A 26,316-nucleotide genomic window follows, 5' to 3' on the forward strand; every position below is an offset into this window, starting at 1 on the left:
CAAACCGCTGTCATCCCTGCGCAATGACGACGGTTAGCGTCACCTCGGACAGTGCCGCGACGCGGCCGACAGGATGACCGCGCGGCTATACGTCGAAGTCGCGGCCAATCCACTCCTCGGCGAGGGCCCAGATGTGGCCGCCGAACTCACGCGAACCACTCGTTCCGGTGGGATGCTGCAGCACGGGCCGCCCGCGGGTCAGATACTGCGGTCCCACGAGTTCGCCACCGGTGAAGGATGGATCCAGCGCGGCGCGAACCGTGGGAGCGGCTCCACGGTTCTTGCCCTGCGTTGCGAACACGAGCGCCGCCGCACCGGCGCGCATGAGCGGGGTGCGATCCGCGATGCCCGGGCGCAGTGGCGTGAGGCCGTCGATGGCGTAGCCCGGGTGGGCGAGCACAGCCGTGACATCCGGAACCTTGCCGAACGTCGACGACTGACGAACGCGGCGGTCAAGTTCGATGATGAAGCCCTGCATCGCGTGCTTCGAGAGCGCGTAGGCGCGGAAGAAGGTGTAGCCGCGCTTGCTCAACATGTCACCAGGGTTCGGCAACATCAGAAGGGTGCTCAGGCTGCCGAGCCCGACGACCCGGCTGCCTTCGGTGCGGGTGAGGGCCGGCCAGGCCAGGGCGGTGAGCGCGAAGTGCCCGATGAAGTTGGTGGCCATCGTCAGTTCGAAGCCGTCGACCGATTCCTTGCGCTGCCCCGAACCCGTGGTGGCCCCGGCGTTCAGGATGAGCCCGTCGAGGCGACCGTAGTCCGCGAGCCTGCTTCCGGCTTCGTGCACGGAGTCGAGCGAGGCGAGGTCCAGGGTGAGCGTGTCGATGGATGCCCCGGCCACATTTCCGCGGATCGATGAGGCCGCCAACCCGGCCCGCGCGGGGCTGCGCGACGCAAGCACCACGTGGGCACCGGTCGACGCAAGTTGCTCGGCGGTGAAGTACCCGAGCCCGGCATTGCCGCCCGTCACCACGAACGTGCGGCCGTCCTGGCGGGGCGGGTGTGACGGGTTCCAGCTCATACGACGAGCGTACGCGGCGCAACTGGACGAAGGGCGACAGCGCCGCCTATTTCTGTGTTTCTATCGCGCCGGTGGAGGCGATCTGCTCGTGGTGGTGAATGACCTCCGCGACGATGAAGTTGAGAAACTTCTCCGCGAAGGCCGGATCGAGCCTGGCGTCTTCGGCGAGCGCCCTAAGCCTGGCGATCTGCACCTTCTCGCGCCCGGGGTCAGAAGCGGGCAGTCCGGTGCTGGCCTTGAGCCTGCCGACGGTCTGGGTGAACTTGAAGCGCTCGGCGAGGAGGTGGATCAGCGCCGCGTCGATGTTGTCGATGCTGCGTCGAAGGCTCGTGAGTTCGGCCGATGCCTCTTCCGCTTCGTCATTCATGCTCATGGTGACACGCTAGCGGCTGGGGGGATGCTGCGTGAATCTGCATCAGCTGGTGGCGGCAGCGAACCGGGCCACGCGGGCCACGAGCCCGGCCCTGACCTCGGGCCAGTCATCCACGATGATCGAATAGACCGCGGCGTCTCGCCAGGTGCCGTCAGCCCGGCGCTGGTCGCGCCTCGTGACTCCCTCGAATCGCGCACCGAGTTTGGCGATCGCAGCTCGAGATCGCGCATTGGCCGCATCGGCCTGCAGCTTGATCCTGCCAAAACCATGGTCGAAGGCCTCACCCAGCATGAGCAGTTTCGATTCCGGATTGACCGCAGAACCCCAGACCGACGGCGAATACGCCGTCCATCCGATGTGTGCGCGCTCCCTGTCGAGCTCGAAATCACCCAGCGTGGAGGTGCCGACCAGGGTTGGTTCCGGCATGGTGCCGTCGTGCAGCCAGACCCCGTAAACGTTGGCGACATCGCGGCGGTAGTAGTCATGGGCGAACTCGATGAAACCAGCCTCCGTCGATGGCAGCCCCGCCGTACCTCCGCCATACCCGCCTTCGAAGACGTCGGCCCTGCCGATCGCACGGAAAAGGGCCGGGAGGTGCTGCTCCTCGAGGGGAACGAGCCTGATGATGCTTCCTTCGAGCACGCGGGGGGCAGGTCTGGTAGTTGGCATACATCCATTATGTCGGCGCCCCGCCAACACGCCAGAACAGCGCGTCTGTCCCCCCAAGTGGAGCAAAGGTGCACCACAACAGGGGATACCCGTTTCGATGAGAGCGCGGGTTAATGGAACCTCCTGCACCACATGCTTCGAGGAGACCGGATGTCACAACCGCTCCGTCACGGCATCCCCAGGGTCGCAACCATCGCCGCGACAGAGTTCAGCGCACCCGCCCAGGCGGCACGAGTGACAATCCTGCACAGCGTCCCGCTGGTTCCGGTGCGCGACATCCTTGCCGCCGTGCTGGGGGGCGACCGCGACGATCGCGACATCCTCTGGATCGATTTCGAGGGGCACACCGCGCCCTGGGAGCATCTCAGGGCGACCGTGAACGACGCCTTCGGAATCGCTCTGCCAGGCGACCCATTCGGCGCTGTCGCAGGATTCCTGCTGACGCTCGAACGACCGCTGCTGCTGGCCGTGGACCTTCACCCCGGGGTCAGTGCAGCCGTGGATTCCGGCCTGCTCGACCTCCTCGCCACCGCCCCCCACCTGTCGATCGTGGCCGTCTGCACTGGCCGCCGTGCGCTGATGGCGCGAGGTCGTCTGGAGTTCGGTGCCGTCACGGTGTCGCCCTCCGCGCTGGTGCTCGACGCTCGGGGTATCCGTGATGCCGTAGCGAAGGCTGGCCTCACCCTGACCGAAGTCGCCGCGGCGGGGTTGGCCCAGACCGCCCTCGCCCAGGCCGATGTACTGCCTGCAGCACTGGCCATGATGGAATCGGATGCCAATGTCGGCGACGATCCCGACACATACGCGATCCGCCTTCGGGCCGAGATCTCGTTCGTGCTCGAGCTGAGGGCGCAGTCGATGTCAGACGAGCAGCTATCGGCGGCAGCATCCATCGCCGTTCCCGCTGTCATCAGCGCCCGGATGCTCGCCGACATCACCGGCCACGACGTCGACGACCTCCAGCTGCAGCAACTTATCCAGTCACGGGTCCTGCTGCGCGACGGACAGCTGCATCTCGAACCCACCCTGCGCCGGGCGGTGCTGGATGAGGCGCAGTCACGCATCCCTGGGACTCTCGCCGGGCTGCACCGAGCGGTCGCCCGGCATCTCCTCGCTTCGGGCAGGACGTTCGAGGCGCTCACCCACTTCGCGCACGCCGGAGACTGGAAGACGCTTATCGAGACGATCGATGAATCGCTCATCGGGCTGATGGCCGAAGACCCGCAAGCCCTGCAGCGGATCATCCTCGACCTGCCGCGAACGGTTCGCGACGAGCATCCACGACTGAGCCTGTATCTGGAATACGAGTGGAAGCGCAGCGACAACGATTCGCCGCCCTACCTTGCCGTCACCAGAAGAATGCCGGCCACACTCTCGCGGCTTCCTGACGTCATGGCACCGTGGGACCGGCTGCTTTCGCTACTCACGAGGTCGCTCATGCTCCGGCTGAAGAGCGACTATCCCGGTGCCCTGGAGACCGCCGACGAACTCGACGCGCTGCTGGCTACCGACGACATGATCGAGCAACCTTCGCTCGTGCTGGCGGAGGCGCACTTCCAGGGAGGAATGTGTCGGCTGCTCGGCCTCGATCTGGTCGGTGCGCGGGAGAGCTTCCACCGCAGCGCCGAGCTGGCGCGCGGGTTCGACAATGCGCTCCATCAGTCGTCAGCGCGGGCCACAGCAGCGCTCGCACTGACCCGTGCCCTCGAGGGTGAGATCGAGCAGGCATCCTCCCTGCTGCTGGCCCTCGATGTCGATGCGATGGTGGACACGTCCATGCTGGTGGCGAACGCACTGGTGGCCATCAGCAGGATGAATCCGCGGGACGCTCGCCACTGGATCGCCCAGCTCGGCGAACTGCGCGCCGGTGACGAATTCTGGCCCTTCGCGGTGCACGCCGGGAACCGTTACGGCCTCTACTGGGGCGACCCGGTAGAGACCGATTCCGACCTCGACCGCGCCTGGGCCGAGCACGGTGACCAACTCGTCGCGGGGTCGACCGCCCAGGTGCTGCTCACAAGCGATGCCGCAGACCTCGCGCTACTCCTCGGCCAGCTACCGAGAGCCGAAGCCGCCCTCGACCAGGCCACGGTTCGCAACACCTGGATCTCGGTGTGCCGGGCGAGGCTCGCGCTGCTGGCGGGCAACCCGAAACATGCGCTGCTGTTCATTCTCGAGGGGCAGGGGCGCGGCCGCACCGAGCGCCACGGCCAGCTCGACCTCGCTGTGCTGCGCGCGGCCTCCGAGCACGCCCTGGAACGCGATGAGGATGCGACGGCGTCGCTTCTGCGCGCCATCAACAAGTCGAACAGGTCGGGTGTGATCGTGCCGTTCCACCTGCTCCCGCTGGAGACACTGGGCTCGCTCGCTGCGCTTCATCCTGATGCCGAGGCTTTCGTCGCCCGGCACGGGCTGCGTGGCACCAGCTATCTCGCCCCGTACCAGACACTCGCGGGGGCACTCAGCGAGCGGGAACTCGTGGTACTGCGTGCGCTCGACCCTGCCGCCACCATCGAGCAGGTGGCTCGCAAACTATTCGTCGCCAGCAACACCGTGAAGGCGCAGTTGCGCAGCATCTACCGCAAGCTCAACGTCTCGACCCGCACTGAGGCTCTCCTGGTAGCCGCGGAACTCGGCCTGCTCGACGAGGATTCCCGCAGCGCCTGACCCGACTAGCCCCGTTGTTCTAGCTGTTCTCACTGTCCCTGATCGACCTCGGCAGGATCACCGTGTCTTCCAGGATCTCGTCGAGCGACCAATGCAGTTCACGCTGGCTCGCTTCGAGCTGCTCCCGGATGCGGCGCTCCACGAGCTGCTGCTCGAACGCGAGTCGTTCGTCGGCGGCACGCTCCAGTTCGCGGGACTTGAGCGCGTACGTCTCCCTCGCGATGCGTTCGCGCAATATCGATGCCGTGTTCCCCCTGACCGCGGAATAGCGACCCACGGTGACCTTCACGGGCCCTGCCTGTCGGCTGTTCCTGGGTCGTGACGCCTGCCGCAACGAGATCGGGGTGCCCGTCGTCTCCTCGATGGCCGGGTCGAGCGTGGTCGCGGCGGGCAGCGCATCCATCCGCACATCCAGGGGCTCGTCCATCGACGCGGCACTCACCGGCTCAGCATTTACCGGTTCAGCAGTCATCGGTTCAGCAGTCATCGGCTCAGCAGTCGTCGGCTCAGCACTCATTGCGGGGCTGCCCGCCGGCCTTGTCGAGCGACGGGGAGCCGACGGTGACGCGAAGACGGGAACCGCCGTCACCATGGTGGGCCCATTCGCAGCGATGTTCGCTGCGGTATTCGCTGTGATGCTCGCGGCGGGAGGCAGCGTATCTTCTGCGGGAGCGAATCGCGATGATCGCGTCTCGACGACTTTCCCTGACATCGGTGTGGCTTTAGGGCTCAACTCGAGGGTCGGCAATGACTCGACTATCCGTCGGGTCGTCAGCCTCCGCATGGCGAGCACCATCCGTCTCCACGGGGAGCTATGCGACGACGGGCGTATGGCGATGGGTTGCTCTGTTCACGTGATCTGGACGGCCGACGACGCCGTGGATAGTTGGCGCACGACGAAACTCATCGCGGTAAGGGCAATCACCCCTCGACTCGGGGGGGGCGAGTCGAAGGGTGATTGTTGTGTTGGGGGGGGGTGCCGACCGTCAGCGTCACAGGGGGGTTAACGCTGCCGTCGGGTTGTCGGCGGTTCTAGACTACTGTCCCCCAAAATGCGGACATGGATTTCCGCGGTCGAAACGCGGGGTCATGCGCGGGTTAAGTCGGGGGTTAACCGTTCAGCAGGTCGTGTCGGGTGATGATCGCCTCACGATCCGGGCCGACGCCGATGGCCGAGATGCGGGATCCGCTCATCGCTTCGACCGCGAGTACGTAATCCTGGGCGTTCTTCGGCAGCTCCTCGAACGTGCGGACGCCGGTGATGTCTTCGTCCCAGCCCGGGAACTCTTCGTAGATCGGCACGGCATGGTGGAAATCGGATTGCGACACCGGGACCTCATCGACCCTGACACCGTCGACGCTGTACGCGACACAGACCGGAATCGTCTTCAGCCCGGTGAGCACGTCGAGCTTGGTGATGACGAAGTCAGTGACGCCATTGATGCGGGCCGAGTAGCGCGCGATCGGAGCGTCGTACCAGCCGGTGCGGCGCGGGCGACCCGTGGTGGTGCCGAACTCGAAACCGCGGGAACGTAACCATTCGCCGGACTCATCGTTGAGCTCGGTCGGGAACGGTCCGGAACCGACGCGGGTCGTGTATGCCTTGACGATCCCGATGACGCGCTCGAGGCGGTTGGGTGCGACACCCGAGCCGGTGGCGGCCCCTCCGCTGGTGGAGCTGGATGAGGTGACGAAGGGGTAGGTGCCGTGATCGACATCCAGCATCGTCGCCTGGCCGCCCTCGAACACGACGGTCTTGCCTGCGTCGAGTGCCTGGTTCAGCAGCAGCCCGGTGTCTGCGACCATCGGCCGCAGCCGCTCGACATAGCCCAGCAGGTCTTCAACGACCTCGTCGACAGCGATGGCGCGCCGGTTGTAGATCTTGACGAGCAGGTGGTTCTTGGCATGCAGCGCACCTTCCACCTTCTGGCGCAGGATGTTCTCATCGAAGAGGTCCTGGATCCGGATGCCGACGCGGTTGATCTTGTCCGCGTAGGCCGGGCCGATGCCGCGGCCGGTGGTTCCGATCTGGCGCTTGCCGAGAAACCGCTCCGTCACCTTATCGAGGGTGCGATGATACTGGGTGATCACGTGCGCGTTGGCGCTGACCTTAAGCCTCGAGACATCCACGCCGCGCGAGGCGAGTGCATCCAGTTCGTCGAACAACACCTCGATGTCGACGACGACTCCGTTGCCGATGACGGGAATGACGCCATCGGTCAGGATGCCCGACGGCAGAAGGTGGAGGGCATACTTTTGGTTGCCGACGACCACGGTGTGACCCGCATTGTTGCCGCCGTTGAACTTGACGACATAGTCTGTGCGGTCTGCCAGGAGGTCGGTGGCTTTGCCCTTCCCCTCGTCGCCCCACTGGGCGCCGATGATGACGATTGCTGGCACGGTGAGGCCTCTCGTAGAGAACGGGATTACGCTCCATTCTACCCGCCGCAGGGGGGCAGGGCACCCGTGACTGGTTGTTGAGCTTTTCCCGACGGTCCTCCGGCTGTCTCGCACGCTGTTGCGTGAGCTGGTGACCATCGGAGCCACACGCATCTCTGGCGCTATGGCGGGGGTGGATTATCCACGGTCCACAGTCAGGCTCGCCCTCATCGCATCGCGACTGAGGCGCACGGCCCAGACCGGCAGCGTCAACGAGTCGGGAACTTGTGCTGCAAGATCCAGGAGTGCATAGTCACGGCAGCGGCCGCCGAAGCATTCATGCTGCGGGTCGATCCGAACTGGCTGATCTCGACCACCGCGTCGGCCGAGGCTATCGCCTCCGGGCTCAACCCCGGCCCCTCCTGGCCGAAGAGCAGCACACAGCGGCGCGGCAGGTCGAAGGTCTCGATGATGACGCTACCCGGCACGTTGTCGATAGCGACGATCGGGATGCCGGCCTCGTGCATCCGGTCGACGAATGATGCGACATCCGGATGATGCGACACATGCTGGTACCTGTCTGTCACCATGGCACCGCGCTTGTTCCAGCGACGTCGGCCGATGATGTGCACGGTGTCGGCCCCGAATGCGTTGGCGCTGCGCACGATCGAGCCGATGTTCATGTCGTGCTGCCAGTTCTCGATCGCGACGTGGAACTCGTGCCGGTGCTTGTCGAGGTCGGCCACGATCGTAGCCATTGTCCAGTAGCGGTACTTGTCGATCACGTTGCGCGAGTCACCGCGCTGGAGGAGCTCTGGGTCAAAACGCTCGTCGGTCGGAAGTTCGCCGCGCCACGGACCAACCCCATTGGTGCTGAGCTCGACACTCGGGTTGGGTTCGGTCGTCTCGCTCACGAGTCGAGGTTACCGGGGCGTGCATGTGTCTTCGCGCTGTGCTCCGCGCTGTGGATGCCCGTGATTCGTGGCCGCCGGTTCCCTGCTCTGCACTGGGCCTTCGCCCCCGCCCCCGCGAACGCCCACGCCCACGCCCACGCCCACGCGAAATGAAGGAAGAACACTCGTAGCTGCCGCACTCGCGGGCCCGTGACCCGTTGAATCCGCTTTATGTCCTTCATTTCGCACGGCATCCAGGTGTGCGTCGGCCCTGCGATGAACCGAGATCCGAGGGGAAGAGCAGGAAGAGCGGCCCGTCCACAGCTGCTATATCACTTTTTCTTCTTTAGGTATAAGTTCTAAACAATAAACCTTTTAGCGAGGAGCACGGTGAGCGATATCTCCCCGTCCACAAAAGCGGATTCCATGGCCGCTCTTGACCATGCCATCGTTGCCCGGTCGGCCGAGGCGCTGTCCCTTTTGGCTCGACTCGTCGAAGCGCCGAGCGTCGTGGGCAGCGAGCAGGCTGCGCTGCTCGAGTTCGAATCGGCCTGCCGGTCACTCGGCCTTCAGACTCGTCGGCTTCCATTCCCCAATGGACCAGTGGATGACAGTCGCGCCGGTGTCGCCCCAGACGCGTCGCTGGTGACGCTCGACCGGTTCCAGGTGCTTGCCACCACCGCGGGCTCGAGCGACCATATGACGCTTTTGCTCAACGGACACATGGACGTCGTACCCGCGGAAACCCCGGACATCTGGACGAGCGCCCCATTCACTGCTGAGCAGCGAGATGGTCGACTGTTCGGACGCGGTGCGGGTGACATGAAAGCGGGGTTCGCCGTCGGATACCTGGCGCTGGCTGCGGTATTGGACACCTCTCCAGATATTTTCGACGGCCGGTCGCTGGGATTTTTGGCTGTCATCGAGGAAGAGTGCACGGGTAACGGAACTCTTTCGTCGATCGTCGATCACGGGGTCATTGCCGACGAGGTGATCGTGCTCGAGCCCTCAGACGGCGGCATCCTGATCGGCGGTGTTGGCGTGCTCTGGATAGATGTGGATGTGATCGCCCGGTCGTCGCACGCGTTCTCGGCGCATGAGTCCCCCAACGCGATCGACCTGGCACTGCGGGTCGTGCGCGGCCTCGAGGAATGGGCACATCACCTTCTCGAAACCGATCCGGACCCCTCCCTCACGGAAGCCGATAGTCCCTACAACGTCAACGTAGGGCGGTTGACGGCAGGAGACTGGACGTCCACTTCGCCATCGACGGCTCGACTTTCTGTGCGTTGTGGATACCCGCGTTCGTGGTCGGCGGATCGTGCCGAGCGGGAGGTACGGGCCGTTATTACGCGCGTCACGATCGGCGACCCCGACTACCCACAGGCTCCGTTGGTGCGGCCCTCGGGGTTGCGCGCCGAAGGCTATGCACTGGGTGGCGATCACCCCCTCGTTCGCGACCTCGCCGCCGCCCACCTCGACGCGCTGGGAATCGCACCGAATACTTTCAGCCTGGGCAGCACCACTGACGCGCGCATCTACGTCAATGACTTCGCGACGCCTGCGGTCTGCTACGGCGCCACCGCCTATGACATGCACGGAATCGATGAGTCTGTCGACCTGGCGAGCATCGCCAGCGCCGCGCAGGCTCTTGCCCGATTCATCCTCATGCGGTTCACAGCCGATACACCGAGCGACTCAATCGCTGCTGACGTCAGCGCTGCGCGGTGACGGACACTGGCGAACCCGTCGACACGGAATCCCCGATGTCGAGCCCATGGGCGAAACCGATAGTCACCCAGCATGTCGCCGACCACGTCGTCGACCGCCTCGTCACGGCCGTCGCACTCGGTGTTTACGTTCCCCAGCAGCAATTGCCGACCGAGCGGGAGTTGGCCACGATGCTCGGCGTGTCGCGCACTTCTGTTCGAGACGCCCTCGGCCAACTGACAGCAACGGGGTACCTCGAAGTGCGTCGAGGTCGCAACGGAGGTTACTTCGTGCTGGCTGACTGGGGGCCCGCCTCCGCGGAACGGGTTCGGCGGCACCTCGTGCCCAATTGGGCCGAATTCGAGAAGCTTTTCGACGCCCGGACACTTCTCGAGCCACTGATCGCCCGCACGGCAGCCGAGCGCTGCAGTGACGAAGACCGCACAGCCATGGCTGTTGCGCTTCAGGCCTACCTCGACGCACCCGACCACGATGCCTCCCGGCAAGCAGACTCGCGGCTCCATCGATCGATCGCAGAAGCGACGCACAACCCGATCCTCGTCGACCTCTCGGTCGACCTCCGAACCAGGGTCAGCCTCAATCTTGGGGCCGAACCTTACACCGACGAGGTGCGGCGCACAGCGATGCTGCAGCACCGGGAACTGGTTGACGCCGTCTCCGAGGGACGAGGGGATGAAGCGGCCGATATCGCGCGCCAGCACTTCGCTCTCTCCGAGCAGCTCATCCGCGGTCTCGTCTCGCGAGCGCAGCTAGACACAGAGCACCATGACGGCCACCAGGCGGAGGGCCGATGATGAACGCTCGGTTCGCCTTCGTCGTGCGACGAGTCCTCCTCACCGTTCCCGTGCTCTTTGTGATGAGCGTGATCGTGTTCCTGATCATCCGGCTCGTACCTGGTGACCCCGTGCGCACCATGCTCGGATTTCGCGCGACCGAAGCGAACGTGATCGAGATTCGGAGCCAGCTGGGTCTCGACCAGCCGCTGGTCGTTCAATACCTCGACTTCGTCGGAGGCATCTTCCGCGGCGATCTCGGAACCGACATTGTGAGCAAGGCATCGCTCTCAGAACTGCTCGCGCAGCGGTTGCCGGTGACGTTTGAGCTGACGGGGCTCGCAATGATCCTCGCTATTGCGATCGGCGTGCCGCTCGGTGTTCGCGCAGCAAACGGAGGACGCCGCATCCGACGCCTCACCGAGGGTTTCGTGATCCTGGGCATCAGCATCCCAGACTTCTGGCTGGGGATCATGCTGGTGCTCGTGTTCGCCGCAACCCTGGGCATCTTCCCGCCGTCGGGCTACATTCCGTTCGTCGACGACCCTGTGCAGAATTTGCGGTACATGGCGTTGCCCGTGCTCACGCTGGCGGTCGGGGAAGCCGCGTATTTCCTGAGGACCACCCGGGCCGCTGTCGAGGGCGTGCTCGCTCGCCCATTCGTCGGCTTCCTCCGGGCAAAGGGCCTGAGCGAACGTCGGATCGTCGGAGGTCATGCCCTGCGTAACGCCGCGCCCACGATCATTACGGTTATCGGAATCCAGGTGGGTGTGCTGCTGGGTGGAGCGGTGATCATCGAAACTCTCTTCGCGCTGCCGGGGGTCGGCCGTCTCATCGTGACCGCGATCACCCAACGCAACTACCCGACAATCCAGATCGGAGTGCTGGCCATCGCAGCGATCTTCATCCTGGTCTCTCTCGTCACCGACCTGGTCGTCGGGATGCTCGACCCGCGCGTGGCGGACGGAGCATCGACATGACGGCAATTACTGCCGTGCCGGCAGGAACTGTGGCAAGACGTTCACGCTCGACAGCTCGTTCGTTCATGGTCGCAGGAGCGACGGTGCTCGGAATTCTGGTGATCATTGCCCTGGCCGCCCCGATCCTCGCTCCCCATGGACCTGAAACGGTGGACGCAGACCAGGTGCTCGGCGCACCGAGCCTTATCCATCCCTTCGGCTCTGATGTGCTCGGCAGGGATGTTCTCAGCCGCGTGATGTTCGGCTTACGTTCAAGCCTCCTCGTCGCCCTGTCGTCGGTTGCGCTGTCGTGCGTCGTGGCCATCCCCCTCGGCATCGTTGCCGGATATGCGGGTGGATGGGCCGATACCGCGATCTCCCGAACCCTCGACATGATTCTCGTGTTGCCCGCGTTGCTCCTGGCCATCACGTTCATCGCGATCCTCGGACCAGGAAGTACCGTCGCTGCGCTCGCGATAGCGGTGATCTACCTCCCGATTCTCGCTCGTGTCATGCGCGCGAGCACCCTCGTCGTAGTGCGCAACGAATACGTCATCGGAGCGCGGGCGCGGGGAGCCGGGCACTTCCGAACGGTAATCGGGCATGTTGCGCCCAATGCCCTGGCGCCCGTGATCGTCCAGGCCTCCGTTCTCAGCGCATTCGCTCTCCAGCTGGAGGCGGGGTTGAGTTTTCTCGGACTCGGCACGCAGCCGCCGACCCCCTCGCTCGGGGGGATGCTGTCCGACGGCAGGGATGTTCTCACCCAGGCGCCCTGGGTGGAGATATTCCCAGGATTGGCTATCGTCGTTGCCGTTCTCGCCTTCACCTTTCTCGGCGAGGGCCTGCGACGCGCGTTCGATCCCCAGGGGGTCACATCGTGAGCGGGGTGCTCGAGATCGCGGACCTTTCCGTGCAGTTCCCGGCCCAGCAGAAACCCGCGGTGGATCATGTGTCGCTCACTCTGGCAGCCGGCGAGATCTTCGGCGTCGTCGGCGAAAGCGGCTCGGGCAAGAGCACCGTGGCGAATGCGATTCTCGGCCTGCTTCCCCCGTCGGCAGGCATCACCGGGAGCGTCCGGTTGGGCGCAAACCCGACCATGTTTGCGGGTGGACCCAGCACCTCTGACCCGAGAGCGCCCCGCGAACTTCTGGGCCTTCCCGAGCGAGAACTCCGTGCGATCCGGGGAGACATCGTGTCGATGATCTTCCAGGATGCCTCGGCAAGCCTCGATCCCACCTGGCCGGTCGGCGATCAGATCGCTGAGACGATCCGTGCTCATCGTTCGGTCTCACGGGCCGCAGCGAGGATGCAGGCCATTGCGCTCATGGAAGAAGTCGGCATCCCTGACGCCTCATCGCGCTATGGAGATGCTCCACACAGACTCTCGGGAGGGCTACGGCAGCGGATCGTGATCGCGGCAGCGCTCGCCAACGACCCTCGCGTGCTCATCGCGGATGAGCCGACAACAGCCCTCGACGTGACAATCCAGGCGCAGGTATTGCAACTGATCCGCCGGCTGCGTGACAGCCACGGCACGACGGTGCTGTTCATCACCCACGACCTGGGCGTCGTTTCGGAAATCTGCGACCGCGTCGGCGTCATGTATGGCGGAAAGTTGCTCGAGGTCGCGACGACGACGGAGCTGTTCTCGAACCCGCAGCACCCATACACACGCGCCCTCATCGCGGCGTCACCCGCTGGCACTCCGCGTGGATCGCGCTTGCCGGTCATCCCCGCAACGTGGAGTGTCGAGTCCCTTACCCTCGCCGAGGCCGACTCAGGCGCTCGTCATACACAAACGCAGGATGCGGCCGAGGAGTCGAGCACATGACAACGGCGATCGGCGGCGCACCCCTACTCTCCGTCGAAGGGGTCACCAAGTCCTATTCCCACAGTCGTTGGCGCCGGCGCAGCGAACCGGCGCCCGCACTCCGGAACGTCAGCGTGTCAGTTTCGCGCGGTCGCACGCTCGGGATCGTCGGGGAATCAGGGAGTGGGAAGAGCACCCTGGGGCGCTGCATCCTTGCCCTCACCAGGCCGGACAGCGGAGCGATCATCTTCGAGGGCAGTGACGTGTTGGCTCTCAACCGACGCGGGCTGTCCGAATTCCGTCGCAGGGTCCAGCCGGTGTTCCAGGACCCATACAGCAGCCTCGACCCACGATGGCCAGTCGGGCGCAGCGTGCGTGAGTCGCTCGACAGCTTCGGAATCGGCTCCCCCAGCAGCCGTGACGCTCGAATGCTGGACCTGTTCGATCGGGTGGGACTGGATCCGTCTTTCTCCACACGACTTCCTGCCGAACTGTCGGGGGGCCAACGGCAACGGGTGGGAATCGCAGCCGCACTCGCGAGTGAGCCGCAATTGATCATTGCCGATGAACCAGTCAGCGCGCTCGACGTGAGCGTGCAGGCCCAGATCCTGAACCTCTTCATGGACCTGCAGAACGATCTCGGCGTCGGCTGCGTGTTCATCACTCACGATCTCAGTGTTGTCGAGCATGTGAGCGATGAGATCGCGGTGCTGTACCGCGGCGAGGTCGTCGAGCTCGGTCAGACCGAGCAGATTATGGGCAGCCCTGTTCACGATTACACCCGATCGTTGCTGTCTTCCGTGCCCTGTCACCCGCCCCTCGCATCACACCCGCCCTTTCCCCGCACCTAAGGAGACCCGAATGCCACTCGCACACGTCAACGGAATCGACATCAACTATCAACTCGAGGGTGTCGGTGACCAGACGATCGTCCTGATCAATGGACTTGCCGACGACCTGGAGTCATGGGACTTCCAGATGCCGGCCATTCTCGAGGCTGGGTATCGGGTGTTGCGCTTCGACAACCGGGGTATCGGCAAGAGCGATGCACCGGCCGCTCCCTATACCTCTGCCCTGCTCGCCGCGGATGCGAAAGGCCTCGTGGACCAGCTCGGTCTTCGGGACTTCCACCTGATGGGAGTCTCCATGGGCGGCATGATCGCGCAGGAGTACGCCATCGCCTACGGCAACGACCTTGCGTCGCTAACACTGGCCTGCACGTATGCGAAACCCGACCCGTTCTGCCTGGCGATGTTCGCGATGTGGGGTGACCTGGCCGAACGCCTCGGAGTCTCCTTTGTTATGCGAGACGTGTCCTTGTGGGCCTTCACCGGTCCGTTCTTTGAAGACCGCCCGGACGATGCCGCGGATTTTGCCGCCGCGATGGAGCAGCTCGATATGCCCGTCGACGCCTATCTCGCGCAGCTCAACGTGATCCAGACCCACGATGCCACCGACCGGATCAGCGCTATCAGCGTCCCGACGCTGGTGCTGGCCGGCGAGGAGGACATCCTGATCCCGGTGCGGCTCTCAAGACGACTCGCTGCATCGGTGCCGGGGTCGAGCTGGACGACCGTGCCTGGCGGACACGCCTGCCTGTGGGAGTCGCCCGATTCGTTCAACACCGCCTTCATCGACTTCGTGCGCTCTGTCAGCGCCTGAGCCCCTCCCCTTATCAACACAGCTCCCTACAGAATCAGGACACCTCCCGTGAATAACAGCACCAGGAAAATCGGATCGTCCCACAGCCTCACAGCAGCCCTGGGGGCGGGAACACTCGCCCTCGCCCTCCTGCTCGCGGGATGTTCAGGCTCGCCAAACCCTTCGAACCCGGGCGGCGGCACTGCACCTGACGGCGGTGAACTTCGGGCCGCCCTCACCGGCGAGCCCGATGTACTCGACCCCGCTACCTCATCCATCTACACCGGCGCCCAGGTCTACGAAGGCATCTTCAGCAAACTGATCGACGTCGATTCGGACGGAGGTTTCATTCCCGACCTCGCCTCGGAGTGGGTGCAGGACGATCCGACGACCTGGACGTTCACACTGGTCGATGACGCGACGTTCCACAACGGCGAGAAGTTCACGTCGGAGGATGTGAAATACACCTTCGACCGCATCCTGGATCCGACGACCGCAAGCGCCTATGCGGGCCTCTACGAGCAGATCGACTCGATCGATGCGCCGGATGCGACGACCGTCGTCTTTCACCTGAAAGCACCGTTCGGGCCATTTCTCACCAACCTCGCCACCAACGGTGAGATCGTGAACCAAAAGGCGATCGAGTCGGGTGACCCCGCGCGTACGCCCATCGGAACAGGGCCGTTCGAGTTCGTCGAATGGGTGCAGGGCGACCACATCACCATGAAGAAGAACCCCACCTACTTCAAGGAGGGCCTTCCTCACCTGGACTCCGTGACGTTCAAGTTCCTCCCCGTCGACCAAAGCCGAATCGACGCGCTGTCGGCCGGCGAAATCGACTGGGCCGATGCCATCCCGCTTCAGCAGGTGTCGGCTCTCAGCACAGATCCCCGGTTCACCTACGTCACGAGTGCGACTGCCGGCATCCCCGACTTCCTCGCCATGAACACGACACAGGCACCATTCGACGACCCGAAGGTGAGGCAGGCGATTGCCCTGGCGATCGACCGCTCGGAGATCAAGAAGGTCGCCTACCTCGGCACCGGTGAGAACGGACTCATCGAAGTCCCGACCGGATCCTCCTGGTACGACGATCAGGGCGTATTCGCTGCGAAGCCTGATATTGCCAAAGCCAAACAACTGCTTGCTGACGCGGGCTACCCCGACGGCCTCAGCATCGACTACCTCGGACTCTCTCAGTACCCCGAGCTGCTGAAGACCGGCCAGATCGTGCGCGAGCAGTTGAAAGCGATCGGAGTCGACCTCAAGATTTCGGCGGTGGATGTCTCGGTCTGGTACGACGCGTTCGTCTCGGGCAATTACCAGATCACGAGCGCCTACCAGGAGCGCACGATCGACCCTGACAACTTCTATTCGCTCGTACTAAAGTCCGGTGGACCGATCAACACGACCGGATACTCCAATCAGGAGGTTGATGCGCTGATCGCGGAGGCTGCGACAACGGACGGTGACGAGGCCCGCGCAGCGCTTTATCAGCAGATTCGGAAAATAGTCACAGCAGACGCACCCCTGGTGTTCACTCACTACGAGACTCTGAACTACCTGATGAACAAGAACGTCGTGGGGTCAGAGATCACTCCCACCCTGAGTCTGCACATGGAGAACATCTCGCTCAACGACTAGCCGGTTGGCAAGGAAGGCCCGCCGTTGCCCGCGGCGGGCCTTTTTTGTGCAGACTGGAGAGATGGCGCACAAGTCACGTTCCGCGGCATCCACCCCGCCAGCCGATAAGTCGTGCGCCTCCTGCGGCCGCCGCATCGAGTGGCGCGCGAAGTGGGCACGCGACTGGGAGTCGGTCAGGTACTGTTCAGACGCCTGCCGCCGGCACGGGGTCGATGCCACTGACCTGAGGCTCGAAGAGACCATCGTGACACTCCTCGGCCAGCGGGCGAACGATGCCACCATCTGCCCCTCAGACGCCGCGAGGGCGATCGGCGGCGAAAGTTGGCAAGAGCTCATGGAACCGGCGCGACGGGCGGCGCGACGCATGGTCGCCCGGGGAGAGCTGCAGATCACGCAGGGCGGAAGTGTGGTCGACCCCTCCACCGCCAAGGGGCCGATCCGGTTGCGCCGCCCCAGGTAACGGATCCCCCACAAAGTGCTGGTCATATGGGTTTTCCACGGGTTTTTCTGGCCTCGGAATTGACGGTCGGAATGTCGGTGGTGCGATGTCTACTTCAGTTATGACAGCAGCAGTCGCCGCAGTGAGTTTCGCGCCTCTTGACGCCGCTGCTGTCAGTGCACCCCAGGCAGGCGACTCTCTCGGTGGGGCTCTCAGCGACACGATGGCCGAGTTGATCGATGCGATCGTTGCGGCCGACCAAATGATGGCCTCCATCACTGCCTACCGCGCCCGGCTGATCGACCAGGCTCGATCGCTCAGCGAACTCAGCGCGAGAACGACCGCGCCTCAGTGTTCCGCTTCAGACCGCCCAGGTGGATGGGATGCCGCAACCGTCGCTCACCGCGAACTCGTGACCGAACTCGCGTGTGCACTCCGGCTTCCCGAACGATCCACCGAGACACTGGTCGCCCACAGTGCCCTGCTCGCCACTCGACTTCCGTCCACTCTCGATGCCCTCGAGAAGGGAGAGATCAGCTACCGGCACGCGCAGTCCATCGCCGACCATGCGGCCAGCCTTCCTGAAGAAACTGCCGGAGACTTCGAGACTGCAGTCCTTCCCGCTGCCCGCACGCTCACTGTCGCGCGGTTCGAACGCGCGGCGCGCGTGCAACGTGAGCGGATGCATCCGGAGTCCATCGAGGCTCGCCACACCGCGAGCGCTGTCGATCGGTCGGTTTCCGTCACTCCTGCGCGCGACGGAATGGCCTGGCTCAGCGCCTACCTTCCGGCGGCAGACGCCATCGCGATCCACAATCGGCTGTGGGACCTCGCAGGCAGCCTCGCGAGCAAGACCGGCAGCCCCGCGAACAAGACCGGCAGCCCCACGAGCAAGACGGAGCAGCGCACCCGTACCCAGCTCATGTCAGATGTGCTGGTGGATCTGCTCGTCGATGGCGAGATCGTCTCCCCCGACGGCCAGCACAGCATCGGCGGGGGAATCAGGGCGACAGTGATGGTCACCGTTCCGGTGCTCGCGCTTCTCGGCCTCGATTCTCCGCCGGCGACGCTCGAAGGCTTCGGCCCGATCGACGCCCGGATCGCCCGCGAGTTGGCCGCTACGGCGCCGGGATTCACGCGCATCCTGACGCACCCCGAGACCGGCGCGGTGCTTTCGGTCGGCCGCGACAGGTATTCACCTCCGGTCGACCTGCGTCGCTATCTCCGCGTGAGAGACGAAACCTGCCGCTTCCCCGGGTGCGGCCGGCTCGCCGGCAATTGCGACCTCGACCACACCGTCGACTGGCAAACCCGCGGGCCCACCGATCACGACAACCTGGCTCACCTGTGTCCGGGTCATCACCACGTGAAACACCACACGCGATGGTCTGTCGAGCAGCTCGACGGCGGGGTACTGCAATGGACGTCCCCCCTCGGACGCACCTACCTCACCAATCCCGCTCTCAGGATCGGGTCCGCCGCCGCGTGACGGAAGTCGCTACCTGTTAATCTCACACCATGGACCCCGCGCACCTCACACTCTGGAGCGCCGACGGACCCAACCGCGTCATCCACGGCAACAACCTTCCCGTGATCTCCGCGCTGCCGGACGAGAGCTTCAGACTGATCTACCTCGATCCACCCTTCAACACGGGTCGCACCCAGCAACGCCAGGCCATCACGACCAAACGCAGCAGCGATGGAGCGCGCACCGGATTCCAGGGACGCAGCTACGAGACCATCAAAGGCACCCTCACAAAATACGACGACACGTTTGCCGACTACTGGGCTTTCCTCGAGCCGCGGCTCATCGAGGCCTGGCGGCTACTGGATGACCGTGGCACCCTTTACCTCCACCTCGACTTTCGCGAATCTCACTACGCAAAAGTGATCCTCGACGCCCTGTTCGGTCGGCAGAACTTCCTCAACGAGATCATCTGGGCCTACGACTACGGGGCGAGGGCTACCAAGAAGTGGCCGTCGAAGCACGACACGATCCTCGTTTATGTGAAGAACCCCGCGACCTACTTCTTCGACAATGCCGCTGTCGACAGGGAGCCGTACATGGCGCCGGGGCTGGTCACGGCCGAGAAAGCGGCTCGCGGCAAACTTCCCACCGACGTCTGGTGGCACACGATCGTGTCGCCAACGGGGAGGGAGAAGACCGGATACGCGACGCAGAAACCCGAGGGCATCATCCGGCGCATCATCCAGGCGTCCAGCGCCCCGGGTGACTGGGTGCTCGACTTCTTCGCCGGCAGCGGCACGACCGGAGCAGTCGCCGGACAGCTCGACCGCCGTTTCCTGCTGGTCGATGAGAACCCGGAGGCGATCGCCGTCATGCGCCAACGGCTCGAAGGCCGCGCCACCTTCTCGTAAAGGCGCCTCTGCAGCCACGCCCCCTCTTCTCACTAAGCCCCCGGGTACGATGGCCGCATGAGAGATCGTAGAGACATCGAATGCTGGCTCACCGACATGGACGGCGTTCTCGTCCATGAGAATCATCCGGTGCCAGGCGCTGCAGAGTTGCTGCAGCAGTGGCGCGACGAGGGCAAGCCGTACCTCGTGCTCACGAACAACTCGATCTTCACCCCGCGCGATCTGAGTGCACGACTGAAGGCATCCGGCCTCCATGTTCCCGAGGAATATCTCTGGACTTCCGCGCTCGCCACCGCCGACTTCCTCAAATCCCAGATGCCCGGCGGCACCACTTTCGTCATCGGCGAGGCCGGCATCACGACGGCGCTGCACGAAGCCGGCTTCATCATGACCGAGAGCGACCCCGACTATGTCGTCATCGGTGAGACGCGCAACTATTCGTTCGACGCCATCACCAAGGCCATCCGGCTCATCGGAGCTGGCTCGAGATTCATTGTGACGAATCCGGATGCCACGGGGCCCAGCGCAGACGGACCGCTCCCCGCCACGGGAGCCGTCGCCGCCCTCATCACGAAGGCCACCGGCAAGGAGCCTTACGTTGTCGGCAAGCCCAACCCGATGATGTTCCGTTCCGCGATGAACAAGATCGGTGCCCACAGCGAAAACACCGGAATGATCGGGGATCGCATGGACACAGACATCATCGCCGGCATCGAGGCCGGGCTCCACACGATCCTCGTTCTCACCGGCATCAGCGACCAGGCCGAAATCGACCGGTATCCGTTCCGCCCGGATGAAATCCTGGACAGCGTCGCAGACCTGCTGTCAAGCGAGCCCGTTGAATCAGAAATGGATTAGTCAGTACTTGTTACTGGGAGCTCACGTCATCCCGGGCGCAACCGACGTCATGCTGCCGGGACAGCGAGTGACCCGGTCAGGTCTCCCCCACCCGCGCGGGTGACGAAGCAGTACGTGGTGCGTTCTCCGGCATCCCAATTTTCCGCGGTCGCGGGATAGCTCGCCTCGAGCTGGATGTCGTCGACCGCTCCGGCCGCCGCATAGTCGAGGACGGTGGTCGCCGCGCACGCGCCCGTGATGGTCGACTGCAGGACGGCTGGCGCGGGATACGGAGCGCCGGCAGCATCCGGAAGCGTGACCCTCGACAACATCTGCGCGGTGTGGACATCGGCGCAATCGACGACCGTGTGGGTGTCCTGCCACGGTGACTCGTAGGGGGTGAGGCATTCACCACCGAGAAGCTCATCCCAGGAGTGGTCGCCCGGCGCAACAGGACCGGCTGTCGCGACCGGCTCCGCTGGCACCGTTGCGCTGGGTGTTGAGGCGGGAACTGGGGCCTGCTCGGCTGCGGGCGAGCTCTGCCCGATCCGCATGCCGAGCAGGAACAGGGCAATGAGGGCGAGACAGGCGACGAGCGCGCCGGCGACCCACAGGAGAACCTTCTGCGGTCGCGGCATCGTGCGTGGGGCGGCCGAGCTCGGCGCTGGCGGGCGAGGGCCTTCGTAGAGCGCCATTGCCGATGCCGGAAGCGGCGGCTGGGCCTCGAACGGGAGCGAAGACATGGGCGGCAAAAAGCTTGGAAGCGCGGTCGGAGGCAGTGCTCCCGTTGGAGGCAATGCTCCCGTCGAAGGAAAGGCGCCCGTTGAAGACAGCGCTGTCGTTGAACTCATTGCCGTCGTGGCAGGCGGCACCAGTAAACCGGCAGCGGCCGGTCCGGCGTCGTAGTCGACGAATTTCGACTCACCGAACAGCACGTCGATGGCGGATGTCTCGGGCCCTTCATCCACGGGATCGGCGAGTCCGACAGGGTGGACGCCCAACACCTCGGTCACCCCCTCGAGAGCTGTATCGAGCGGGGGTGGGAGCGGGGGTGCAGCGAGCGGCGCCTCGAGTGCAGCGGGTGGCGGCACAAAGGGAGGGGGCAGGAGTGCGGGAGTTCCTAAGGGAGGACCAAGCGGAAAGACCGATCGCGCGATGATCGGTGACGCAGCTGTGGGCACATCCCAGTTGTCGACAGGAGCTTCAGGAGCTTCAGGAGCAGTATTTTCAGGGTCAGGCCCGGGTCGCTCATCGCCAGATGCGCCGGGAGTCAGGTTCCAGCGGAACCCGCCTGATCCTCGACCTTCCGACCCTTGGCCATCTGATCCCCGATCATCCGAGCCCCGGCCATCTGTCACGGGGCGAGACCCAGATCCGCCAATCCGATGGCGGCGAGGTAGGGATATCCCGCAGCTTCGATGCGCTCTCGAGCGCCGGTGTCACGGTCGACGACCACAGCGACCGCCGCGATCTCGGCACCCACCCTGAGCAACGCCTCTATCGCGGCCAGCGGCGAACCGCCAGTCGTCGACGTGTCTTCGAGCACGATCACCCGCTGGCCCGCGAGATCCGGCCCCTCCACCTGCTTGCCGCGACCGTGGTCTTTCGGCTCCTTGCGCACGACAAAGGCATCGTAGGAAAGCCCCCGCGCTGCACCCTGGTGCATGATCGCGGATGCGACGGGGTCGGCTCCCATAGTCATCCCGCCCACGGCGCGCACGCCGGCGACATCGGCGATGAGGTCGAGCATCACCTGGCCGATGAGGGGTGCGACCCTATGGTCGAGACTCACCCTGCGCAGGTCGACGTAGTAGGTCGCCTTCTTGCCGCTGGTGAGGATGAAGTCACCATGGAACACGGCGTCGGCCGAGATGTAGTCGATGAGTTTCTGCCGCGCGTCTGTCACAAACCCACACTACCGACTGATCATCCGCCGTTCACCCGGCTCCGTCTGCGAAGACGAACAACAAACTCGAGACGACGATCGCGAGAAGCGCGACGACGGTGATGATCACGGCCCGCCTGGTCTCCACGGGGGTGGCGGTTGTCGCATCATCCTCCTGGGAATCGTCCTCCTGCGCATCATCGTCCTGGAGATCGTCGAGCTTTGGCACCTGCCCACAGTATTGGCGAGCGCATAGAGCTGTCGCGGCCCAGTTAGGGGGAGACACGGGCGTGGTTCGCACCCTGGTCGCGCGTCTCTCGTCAGCGCATCGGGCTACCGTTGGTGCATGCGAGTTGCCACCTGGAATGTGAATTCGATCAGAAGCCGAGTCGGCAGGGTCGTCGATTGGATGCTGCGTGAAGACGTAGACGTTCTTGGGATGCAGGAGATCAAGTGCAAGGAATCCCAGTTCCCCTTCGAGCAGTTCACCGAAGCCGGCTACGAGGTCGAGCTTCACGGGCTGAGCCAGTGGAACGGTGTCGCCTTCGCCAGCAGGCTTCCCATGGAGGACGTGACGGTCGGGTTTCCCAGCGCACCGGGTTTCGGCAAGCCCGACGATGACGGCTCGATCCCGCAGGAGGCCCGGGCGCTCGGCGTGACGGTCAACGGCGTGCGCCTGTGGAGCCTTTACGTGCCCAATGGCCGGGAGCTCGATAATCCGCACTACCCCTACAAACTCGAATGGCTCGCAAACCTCGCCACCGAGACCCGCGGCTGGCTGGCCGCCAACACGAACCAGCCGCTGGCGCTTATGGGCGATTTCAACATCGCTCCGCTCGACATCGACGTGTGGGACATCGCCGCATTCGAAGGGCGCACCCACATCAGCCAGCCTGAGCGCGATGCCTTCACCGCATTCGAAGACGCCGGCCTGACCGATGCGCTCCGCAGCCGTGGCATCGAGGGCTATACCTATTGGGACTACCAGCAGCTCAGGTTTCCGCGCAACGAAGGTATGCGCATCGACTTCATCCTCGGGTCTGCCGCATTCGATGCTCTTGTCTCTGAGCCGAAAATCCACCGCGAGGAACGGAAGGGTGACGGACCGAGCGATCACGTGCCGGTCAGCGTCGACCTGGCCGTCGATGTGAAAGACGACGACGATCGGCCGATGTTCCTATAGGGTCCGTACTCCACGTGACGAACACCTCTTGAGGAAAAGTCATTGGAGAAGCGGGCCCCAGAGTTTATGATCATGGGATGAGCGCGGATCGCCGCCCCATGATGGGGCAGGATGCATCGGTCATCACCAACAGCAAAGTGGTCACGACCGTGTTCGATCGTGTGCTCACCGCGATCCAGGACGGAACGCTGCTTCCCGGCCAGCACATCAGCGATAGCAACATCGCCGAGCAGTTCGGTGTGTCACGTACCCCGGTGAGGGAGGCGATCCAGCGCCTGCGCGAGATCGGGTTGATCGAAGCCTCGTCCGGCAGGTTCACACGCATCGTGGATGTCACCCCAGAGCAGACTCAGCACGCCTACATCGTGTGGCGAGCCCTGTATTCGGTTCTCGTCACCGAGGTGGTACCTCGCGCCCCTGAGCGCACCTACAACGTGATGCTCCGCGACAACGCGCAGTTTCTGGCAGCACTGCCCGCGCGGGAAGCCCGACCGATCGCGAAAGCAAACCTGAATTTCTTCTCGAGGCTTCCCCCCGAATCAGAGAATGCCGCACTCCAAAGGGCCATCACCTCTGTGGTGCACCTGCTCAGCCTGGGCAGCATGCACCTGCCCAGTTTCATCGACCTGGAGTCGCTCAGCGACGCACAGCGACTGCTTCTCGGTGCCGTTCACGACCAGGATCTCGCCGCAGCGCGCGAAGCTATGGTGCTGCTGGGCGAGATCGAGATACCGGTCTTGTGATCGGCCGCTCTTGTGCCGCGTTGGTCTTGTGCCGCGTTGGTCTTGTGCCGCGTTGGTCTTGTGCCGCGTTAGTCTTCTGCCGCGTTAGTGGAGGGTCAGGGGCGCAGCAGCACCTTGATCGCGCGACGCTCATCCATGGCGGCATAGGCCTCGGCCACCTCGGCGAGTGGCAACTCGAGGTCAAAGACGCGTCCGGGGTTGATCGCTCCCGAGAGCACCTCAGGCAGCAGCTCCTCGATGTAGTTACGCACGGGGGCGACTCCACCGTTTGCTCCGACGTTGTTGCTGAACATGAAACCGATCGGCAACTCGGCACCACCATTGGGAACGCCGACATATCCGACCATGCCGCCCGGGCGAACCGAACGCAGGGCCTGATCCATGGATTCCGTTGTACCAACGCACTCGAGCACGCAGTCGGGGCCGATGCCGTCAAAGAGCTCCTTGATGCGCGCAATTCCCTCTGCGCCCCGCTCCTCGACGATGTCGGTCGCCCCGAATTCGAGAGCCAGTGCCTGGCGGTCCGCGTGACGCGACATGGCAACGATGCGCGTAGCCCCGAGCCGCTTCGCCGCGAGCACTCCGCAGAGCCCTACCGCTCCATCGCCGACCACGACGACGGTGCTGCCAGCCGTGACGCCGGCCGAGACCGCGGCATGGTGACCCGTTCCCATCACGTCGGCGAGCGTGAGCAGGCTCGGCACGAGCTCAGCCTCGGGCTGTCCCGGTGTCGCCACGAGCGAGCCGTCGGCGTGCGGAACACGCACGCGCTCGCCCTGGGCGCCATCTGCAAAACCGCCGAGGCGGTCATCCGACCCCCACCAGCCACCGTGCAGGCACGAGGTGCTGACGCCATTGAGACAGTTGGCGCACGTCATGTCGCAGTCGTAGAAGGGGGCGATGACGAAATCCCCTGGCTTGACCGTGCTGACGTCCGGTCCCACAGATTCGACGATGCCGACGAATTCGTGACCGATTCGCTTGGGAGAGTCTGTGGGGGTGATGCCCCGGTACGGCCACAGGTCGGAGCCGCAGACGCAGGCCGCGACGACCTTGACGATCGCATCGCCACCACTGGACAGCACCGGATTCGGTACTTCTTCGAGTCGGATGTCTTTCTCACCGTGAATTATCGTTGCAAGCATATTTCGAGCCTAGGCTTTTTGACCGCGGCTCTCAAACCTGGGCGGGAATGTGCAAGCCGGATCGAGTGTTGGCTTATGCGGGTCAATGGAGCCCCGACATGTCTCTACTCGGAAGGATCCATTGATGACTATTTCCACGTCAGATCGTCGTGCCATCACGAGCCATCCCATCGCGGATGTGCTCGCCGAACGCTGGAGCCCCCGGTCGTTCGACCCGACAGCGGAGATCGCCGATGCACAGTTCACAACGCTCCTCGAGGCGGCTCGCTGGGCACCATCGGCCTCGAACCTGCAGCCCGTGAGGTTCATCGCAGCTCGACGCGGCACCGCAGAATTCGACGCCATCGTCGACACGCTTGTCGGATTCAACCAGGTCTGGGCGGTTCGTGCATCTGCCCTCGTGGTCGGTATCGCCGTGACCGCTGGCCCGGACGGAACCCCTTACCGCTGGGCCGAGTACGACCTTGGCCAGACGATCGCGCACCTCTCGGTGCAGGCGCACTCAGATGGCCTGCACGTACACCAGATCGGTGGATTCGAACCGCAGGCGCTGGCCCGCCACTTCGGACTTGCCGACACCCTGGTTGCGGTGAGCGTCACCGCGATCGGCACACGGGGGGATGCTGCAGCCCTGGTTGAGCCCTACCTCTCCCGCGAGGTCGCTGACCGCCAGCGTCTGCCGCTCGACGACCTGGTGCTGGTGTTCGCCTAGAACCGCATCGCTGTGAGCCTGTCTCCACCAGCAGGCGCATGCCCCGGTCGAGCCGCGGAGCGTGATGACGAACATCCTCCATCTGGGCGGTGCATGCTGTTCCGGGAATTCTTCGTCCGCGGCCGCCAAGGGTCGGACAGAATTCCTCGTGCGCACCGAAGAATTGGACGGGCAGCGCGAGCCCAGTGTGGCCGAGGCGGTTGCCCTCGACCGGTCGCGGATCGCCCGCGAATTCCACAATCCTGCAATTCCACCGTGTCGTCGCCCACTACAAATCAGTGATGGACGTCCAGGTGGGAGTGGCAGGCATCCGTCAGAATCCACGTCCTCCGTGTTTGCATGCACCGGGTGTGCGTGAAACTGGGTCTGCGCGATCGCATCTGCGCGGTGGTCTTGTCGCACGAGAATGGACTCACGGTTGCCGGGCAGGCAC

26 protein-coding genes are annotated in these 26,316 nt (G+C 64.4%); 16 read left to right on the top strand and 10 right to left on the bottom strand.

The genetic code is table 11. The annotated features are described in order from the left end of the window. Nucleotides 1-85: 85 nt before the first annotated feature. From IEW81_RS06560 to IEW81_RS06570, 3 genes are read right to left on the bottom strand one after another with little or no spacing between them, the layout of a single operon-like run. Nucleotides 86-1,021 carry an SDR family NAD(P)-dependent oxidoreductase gene (locus tag IEW81_RS06560; RefSeq protein WP_097059904.1) on the bottom strand — a complete coding sequence of 312 codons (936 nt, stop codon included), beginning with the start codon at nucleotides 1,019-1,021 and terminating at the stop codon, nucleotides 86-88. Nucleotides 1,022-1,067: 46 nt separating this feature from the next. After that, a complete protein-coding gene (locus tag IEW81_RS06565; protein ID WP_097059903.1) occupies nucleotides 1,068-1,394 on the bottom strand; it encodes a chorismate mutase in 327 nt (108 codons plus the stop codon). 42 nt (nucleotides 1,395-1,436) lie between these two features. Continuing rightward, on the bottom strand, nucleotides 1,437-2,063 hold the full coding sequence (locus IEW81_RS06570; protein ID WP_097059902.1) for a GNAT family N-acetyltransferase: 627 nt from the start codon (nucleotides 2,061-2,063) through the stop codon (nucleotides 1,437-1,439). A gap of 150 nt (nucleotides 2,064-2,213) precedes the next feature. On the opposite strand from IEW81_RS06570, the gene IEW81_RS06575 reads away from it, so the two are divergent. Next, complete coding sequence (locus tag IEW81_RS06575; RefSeq protein WP_179691776.1) at nucleotides 2,214-4,730, top strand: helix-turn-helix transcriptional regulator; 2,517 nt, start codon at nucleotides 2,214-2,216, stop codon at nucleotides 4,728-4,730. A gap of 19 nt (nucleotides 4,731-4,749) precedes the next feature. Here IEW81_RS06575 and IEW81_RS06580 read toward each other — a convergent pair whose 3' ends face one another. From IEW81_RS06580 to IEW81_RS06590, 3 genes are all read right to left on the bottom strand, one after another. Beyond that, complete coding sequence (locus IEW81_RS06580; protein WP_179691775.1) at nucleotides 4,750-5,442, bottom strand: hypothetical protein; 693 nt, start codon at nucleotides 5,440-5,442, stop codon at nucleotides 4,750-4,752. A 398-nt stretch (nucleotides 5,443-5,840) separates the two neighbouring features. Further along, nucleotides 5,841-7,130 (bottom strand): adenylosuccinate synthase, encoded by a 1,290-nt coding sequence (locus IEW81_RS06585; protein WP_097059898.1) that lies wholly within the window; start codon nucleotides 7,128-7,130, stop codon nucleotides 5,841-5,843. A gap of 248 nt (nucleotides 7,131-7,378) precedes the next feature. Further along, entirely contained in the window at nucleotides 7,379-8,023 is a 645-nt protein-coding gene (locus IEW81_RS06590; RefSeq protein ID WP_097059897.1) for a TrmH family RNA methyltransferase, read from the bottom strand. A 405-nt stretch (nucleotides 8,024-8,428) separates the two neighbouring features. On the opposite strand from IEW81_RS06590, the gene IEW81_RS06595 reads away from it, so the two are divergent. The 12 genes from IEW81_RS06595 to IEW81_RS06650 all read left to right on the top strand — a co-directional run bounded on the left by IEW81_RS06595 (nucleotide 8,429) and on the right by IEW81_RS06650 (nucleotide 20,236). Then, entirely contained in the window at nucleotides 8,429-9,733 is a 1,305-nt protein-coding gene (locus IEW81_RS06595) for a M20/M25/M40 family metallo-hydrolase (RefSeq protein WP_097059895.1), read from the top strand. After that, nucleotides 9,730-10,527, top strand: coding sequence for a FadR/GntR family transcriptional regulator (locus IEW81_RS06600; protein ID WP_097059894.1), 798 nt, complete (start codon nucleotides 9,730-9,732; stop codon nucleotides 10,525-10,527). Before IEW81_RS06595 ends, IEW81_RS06600 begins: the two co-directional genes overlap by 4 nt. After that, entirely contained in the window at nucleotides 10,527-11,486 is a 960-nt protein-coding gene (locus IEW81_RS06605; protein ID WP_188732692.1) for an ABC transporter permease, read from the top strand. Before IEW81_RS06600 ends, IEW81_RS06605 begins: the two co-directional genes overlap by 1 nt. Then, nucleotides 11,483-12,346: an ABC transporter permease gene (locus IEW81_RS06610; RefSeq protein ID WP_097059892.1), complete on the top strand. Its 864-nt coding sequence runs from the start codon at nucleotides 11,483-11,485 to the stop codon at nucleotides 12,344-12,346. The genes IEW81_RS06605 and IEW81_RS06610 overlap by 4 nt, the downstream gene beginning before the upstream one ends. After that, the gene (locus IEW81_RS06615) at nucleotides 12,343-13,296 is read left to right on the top strand and encodes an ABC transporter ATP-binding protein (protein ID WP_218839979.1); all 954 of its coding nucleotides are present in this window, start codon (nucleotides 12,343-12,345) and stop codon (nucleotides 13,294-13,296) included. Before IEW81_RS06610 ends, IEW81_RS06615 begins: the two co-directional genes overlap by 4 nt. Further along, nucleotides 13,293-14,126: an ATP-binding cassette domain-containing protein gene (locus tag IEW81_RS06620; RefSeq protein ID WP_097059891.1), complete on the top strand. Its 834-nt coding sequence runs from the start codon at nucleotides 13,293-13,295 to the stop codon at nucleotides 14,124-14,126. Before IEW81_RS06615 ends, IEW81_RS06620 begins: the two co-directional genes overlap by 4 nt. Nucleotides 14,127-14,136: 10 nt before the next feature. Continuing rightward, complete coding sequence (locus IEW81_RS06625) at nucleotides 14,137-14,937, top strand: alpha/beta fold hydrolase (RefSeq protein WP_179691774.1); 801 nt, start codon at nucleotides 14,137-14,139, stop codon at nucleotides 14,935-14,937. 48 nt (nucleotides 14,938-14,985) lie between these two features. After that, entirely contained in the window at nucleotides 14,986-16,560 is a 1,575-nt protein-coding gene (locus IEW81_RS06630; protein WP_179691773.1) for an ABC transporter substrate-binding protein, read from the top strand. 61 nt (nucleotides 16,561-16,621) lie between these two features. After that, entirely contained in the window at nucleotides 16,622-17,020 is a 399-nt protein-coding gene (locus IEW81_RS06635) for a DUF2256 and DUF3253 domain-containing protein (protein ID WP_097059888.1), read from the top strand. A gap of 100 nt (nucleotides 17,021-17,120) precedes the next feature. Further along, on the top strand, nucleotides 17,121-18,488 hold the full coding sequence (locus IEW81_RS06640) for an HNH endonuclease signature motif containing protein (protein WP_179691772.1): 1,368 nt from the start codon (nucleotides 17,121-17,123) through the stop codon (nucleotides 18,486-18,488). A gap of 29 nt (nucleotides 18,489-18,517) precedes the next feature. Next, the gene (locus IEW81_RS06645) at nucleotides 18,518-19,378 is read left to right on the top strand and encodes a DNA-methyltransferase (RefSeq protein WP_097059886.1); all 861 of its coding nucleotides are present in this window, start codon (nucleotides 18,518-18,520) and stop codon (nucleotides 19,376-19,378) included. Between the two features lie 57 nt (nucleotides 19,379-19,435). After that, nucleotides 19,436-20,236, top strand: coding sequence for an HAD-IIA family hydrolase (locus IEW81_RS06650; protein ID WP_097059885.1), 801 nt, complete (start codon nucleotides 19,436-19,438; stop codon nucleotides 20,234-20,236). A 47-nt stretch (nucleotides 20,237-20,283) separates the two neighbouring features. Here the strand turns inward: IEW81_RS06650 and IEW81_RS06655 are convergent, their stop codons facing one another. The 3 genes from IEW81_RS06655 to IEW81_RS06665 form a co-directional block, all read right to left on the bottom strand. Then, nucleotides 20,284-21,228, bottom strand: a complete 945-nt coding sequence (locus tag IEW81_RS06655) for a septum formation family protein (protein WP_188732694.1) — start codon at nucleotides 21,226-21,228, stop codon at nucleotides 20,284-20,286. A 341-nt stretch (nucleotides 21,229-21,569) separates the two neighbouring features. Beyond that, complete coding sequence (gene pyrE / locus IEW81_RS06660; protein WP_097059883.1) at nucleotides 21,570-22,121, bottom strand: orotate phosphoribosyltransferase; 552 nt, start codon at nucleotides 22,119-22,121, stop codon at nucleotides 21,570-21,572. A gap of 31 nt (nucleotides 22,122-22,152) precedes the next feature. Then, nucleotides 22,153-22,329 carry a hypothetical protein gene (locus IEW81_RS06665; protein ID WP_179691770.1) on the bottom strand — a complete coding sequence of 59 codons (177 nt, stop codon included), beginning with the start codon at nucleotides 22,327-22,329 and terminating at the stop codon, nucleotides 22,153-22,155. 117 nt (nucleotides 22,330-22,446) lie between these two features. Here IEW81_RS06665 and IEW81_RS06670 point away from each other — a divergent pair, with 117 nt between their 5' ends. Together IEW81_RS06670 and IEW81_RS06675 are read left to right on the top strand one after the other, a co-directional pair. Further along, nucleotides 22,447-23,283, top strand: a complete 837-nt coding sequence (locus IEW81_RS06670) for an exodeoxyribonuclease III (protein ID WP_097059882.1) — start codon at nucleotides 22,447-22,449, stop codon at nucleotides 23,281-23,283. Between the two features lie 77 nt (nucleotides 23,284-23,360). Continuing rightward, nucleotides 23,361-24,026: a GntR family transcriptional regulator gene (locus IEW81_RS06675; protein WP_097059881.1), complete on the top strand. Its 666-nt coding sequence runs from the start codon at nucleotides 23,361-23,363 to the stop codon at nucleotides 24,024-24,026. Between the two features lie 95 nt (nucleotides 24,027-24,121). Here IEW81_RS06675 and IEW81_RS06680 read toward each other — a convergent pair whose 3' ends face one another. Continuing rightward, entirely contained in the window at nucleotides 24,122-25,171 is a 1,050-nt protein-coding gene (locus tag IEW81_RS06680; RefSeq protein WP_097059880.1) for a zinc-dependent alcohol dehydrogenase family protein, read from the bottom strand. A 124-nt stretch (nucleotides 25,172-25,295) separates the two neighbouring features. Here IEW81_RS06680 and IEW81_RS06685 point away from each other — a divergent pair, with 124 nt between their 5' ends. After that, nucleotides 25,296-25,883: a nitroreductase family protein gene (locus IEW81_RS06685; RefSeq protein ID WP_097059879.1), complete on the top strand. Its 588-nt coding sequence runs from the start codon at nucleotides 25,296-25,298 to the stop codon at nucleotides 25,881-25,883. Nucleotides 25,884-26,316 lie beyond the last annotated feature (433 nt).

Source organism: Salinibacterium xinjiangense, from assembly GCF_014645015.1.
In the GTDB taxonomy this organism is placed as follows: domain Bacteria; phylum Actinomycetota; class Actinomycetes; order Actinomycetales; family Microbacteriaceae; genus Rhodoglobus; species Rhodoglobus xinjiangensis.

Excerpts from the sequence above, each read along its gene's own strand:
- IEW81_RS06560 (WP_097059904.1), bottom strand. The coding sequence starts at position 1,021 with ATGAGCTGGAACCCGTCACACCCGCCCCGCCAGGACGGCCGCACGTTC.
- IEW81_RS06565 (WP_097059903.1), bottom strand. The coding sequence starts at position 1,394 with ATGAGCATGAATGACGAAGCGGAAGAGGCATCGGCCGAACTCACGAGC.
- IEW81_RS06570 (WP_097059902.1), bottom strand. The coding sequence starts at position 2,063 with ATGCCAACTACCAGACCTGCCCCCCGCGTGCTCGAAGGAAGCATCATC.
- IEW81_RS06575 (WP_179691776.1), top strand. The coding sequence starts at position 2,214 with ATGTCACAACCGCTCCGTCACGGCATCCCCAGGGTCGCAACCATCGCC.
- IEW81_RS06580 (WP_179691775.1), bottom strand. The coding sequence starts at position 5,442 with ATGTCAGGGAAAGTCGTCGAGACGCGATCATCGCGATTCGCTCCCGCA.
- IEW81_RS06595 (WP_097059895.1), top strand. The coding sequence starts at position 8,429 with ATGGCCGCTCTTGACCATGCCATCGTTGCCCGGTCGGCCGAGGCGCTG.
- IEW81_RS06605 (WP_188732692.1), top strand. The coding sequence starts at position 10,527 with ATGAACGCTCGGTTCGCCTTCGTCGTGCGACGAGTCCTCCTCACCGTT.
- IEW81_RS06610 (WP_097059892.1), top strand. The coding sequence starts at position 11,483 with ATGACGGCAATTACTGCCGTGCCGGCAGGAACTGTGGCAAGACGTTCA.
- IEW81_RS06620 (WP_097059891.1), top strand. The coding sequence starts at position 13,293 with ATGACAACGGCGATCGGCGGCGCACCCCTACTCTCCGTCGAAGGGGTC.
- IEW81_RS06625 (WP_179691774.1), top strand. The coding sequence starts at position 14,137 with ATGCCACTCGCACACGTCAACGGAATCGACATCAACTATCAACTCGAG.
- IEW81_RS06635 (WP_097059888.1), top strand. The coding sequence starts at position 16,622 with ATGGCGCACAAGTCACGTTCCGCGGCATCCACCCCGCCAGCCGATAAG.
- IEW81_RS06640 (WP_179691772.1), top strand. The coding sequence starts at position 17,121 with ATGACAGCAGCAGTCGCCGCAGTGAGTTTCGCGCCTCTTGACGCCGCT.
- IEW81_RS06645 (WP_097059886.1), top strand. The coding sequence starts at position 18,518 with ATGGACCCCGCGCACCTCACACTCTGGAGCGCCGACGGACCCAACCGC.
- IEW81_RS06650 (WP_097059885.1), top strand. The coding sequence starts at position 19,436 with ATGAGAGATCGTAGAGACATCGAATGCTGGCTCACCGACATGGACGGC.
- IEW81_RS06670 (WP_097059882.1), top strand. The coding sequence starts at position 22,447 with ATGCGAGTTGCCACCTGGAATGTGAATTCGATCAGAAGCCGAGTCGGC.
- IEW81_RS06675 (WP_097059881.1), top strand. The coding sequence starts at position 23,361 with ATGAGCGCGGATCGCCGCCCCATGATGGGGCAGGATGCATCGGTCATC.
- IEW81_RS06680 (WP_097059880.1), bottom strand. The coding sequence starts at position 25,171 with ATGCTTGCAACGATAATTCACGGTGAGAAAGACATCCGACTCGAAGAA.
- IEW81_RS06685 (WP_097059879.1), top strand. The coding sequence starts at position 25,296 with ATGACTATTTCCACGTCAGATCGTCGTGCCATCACGAGCCATCCCATC.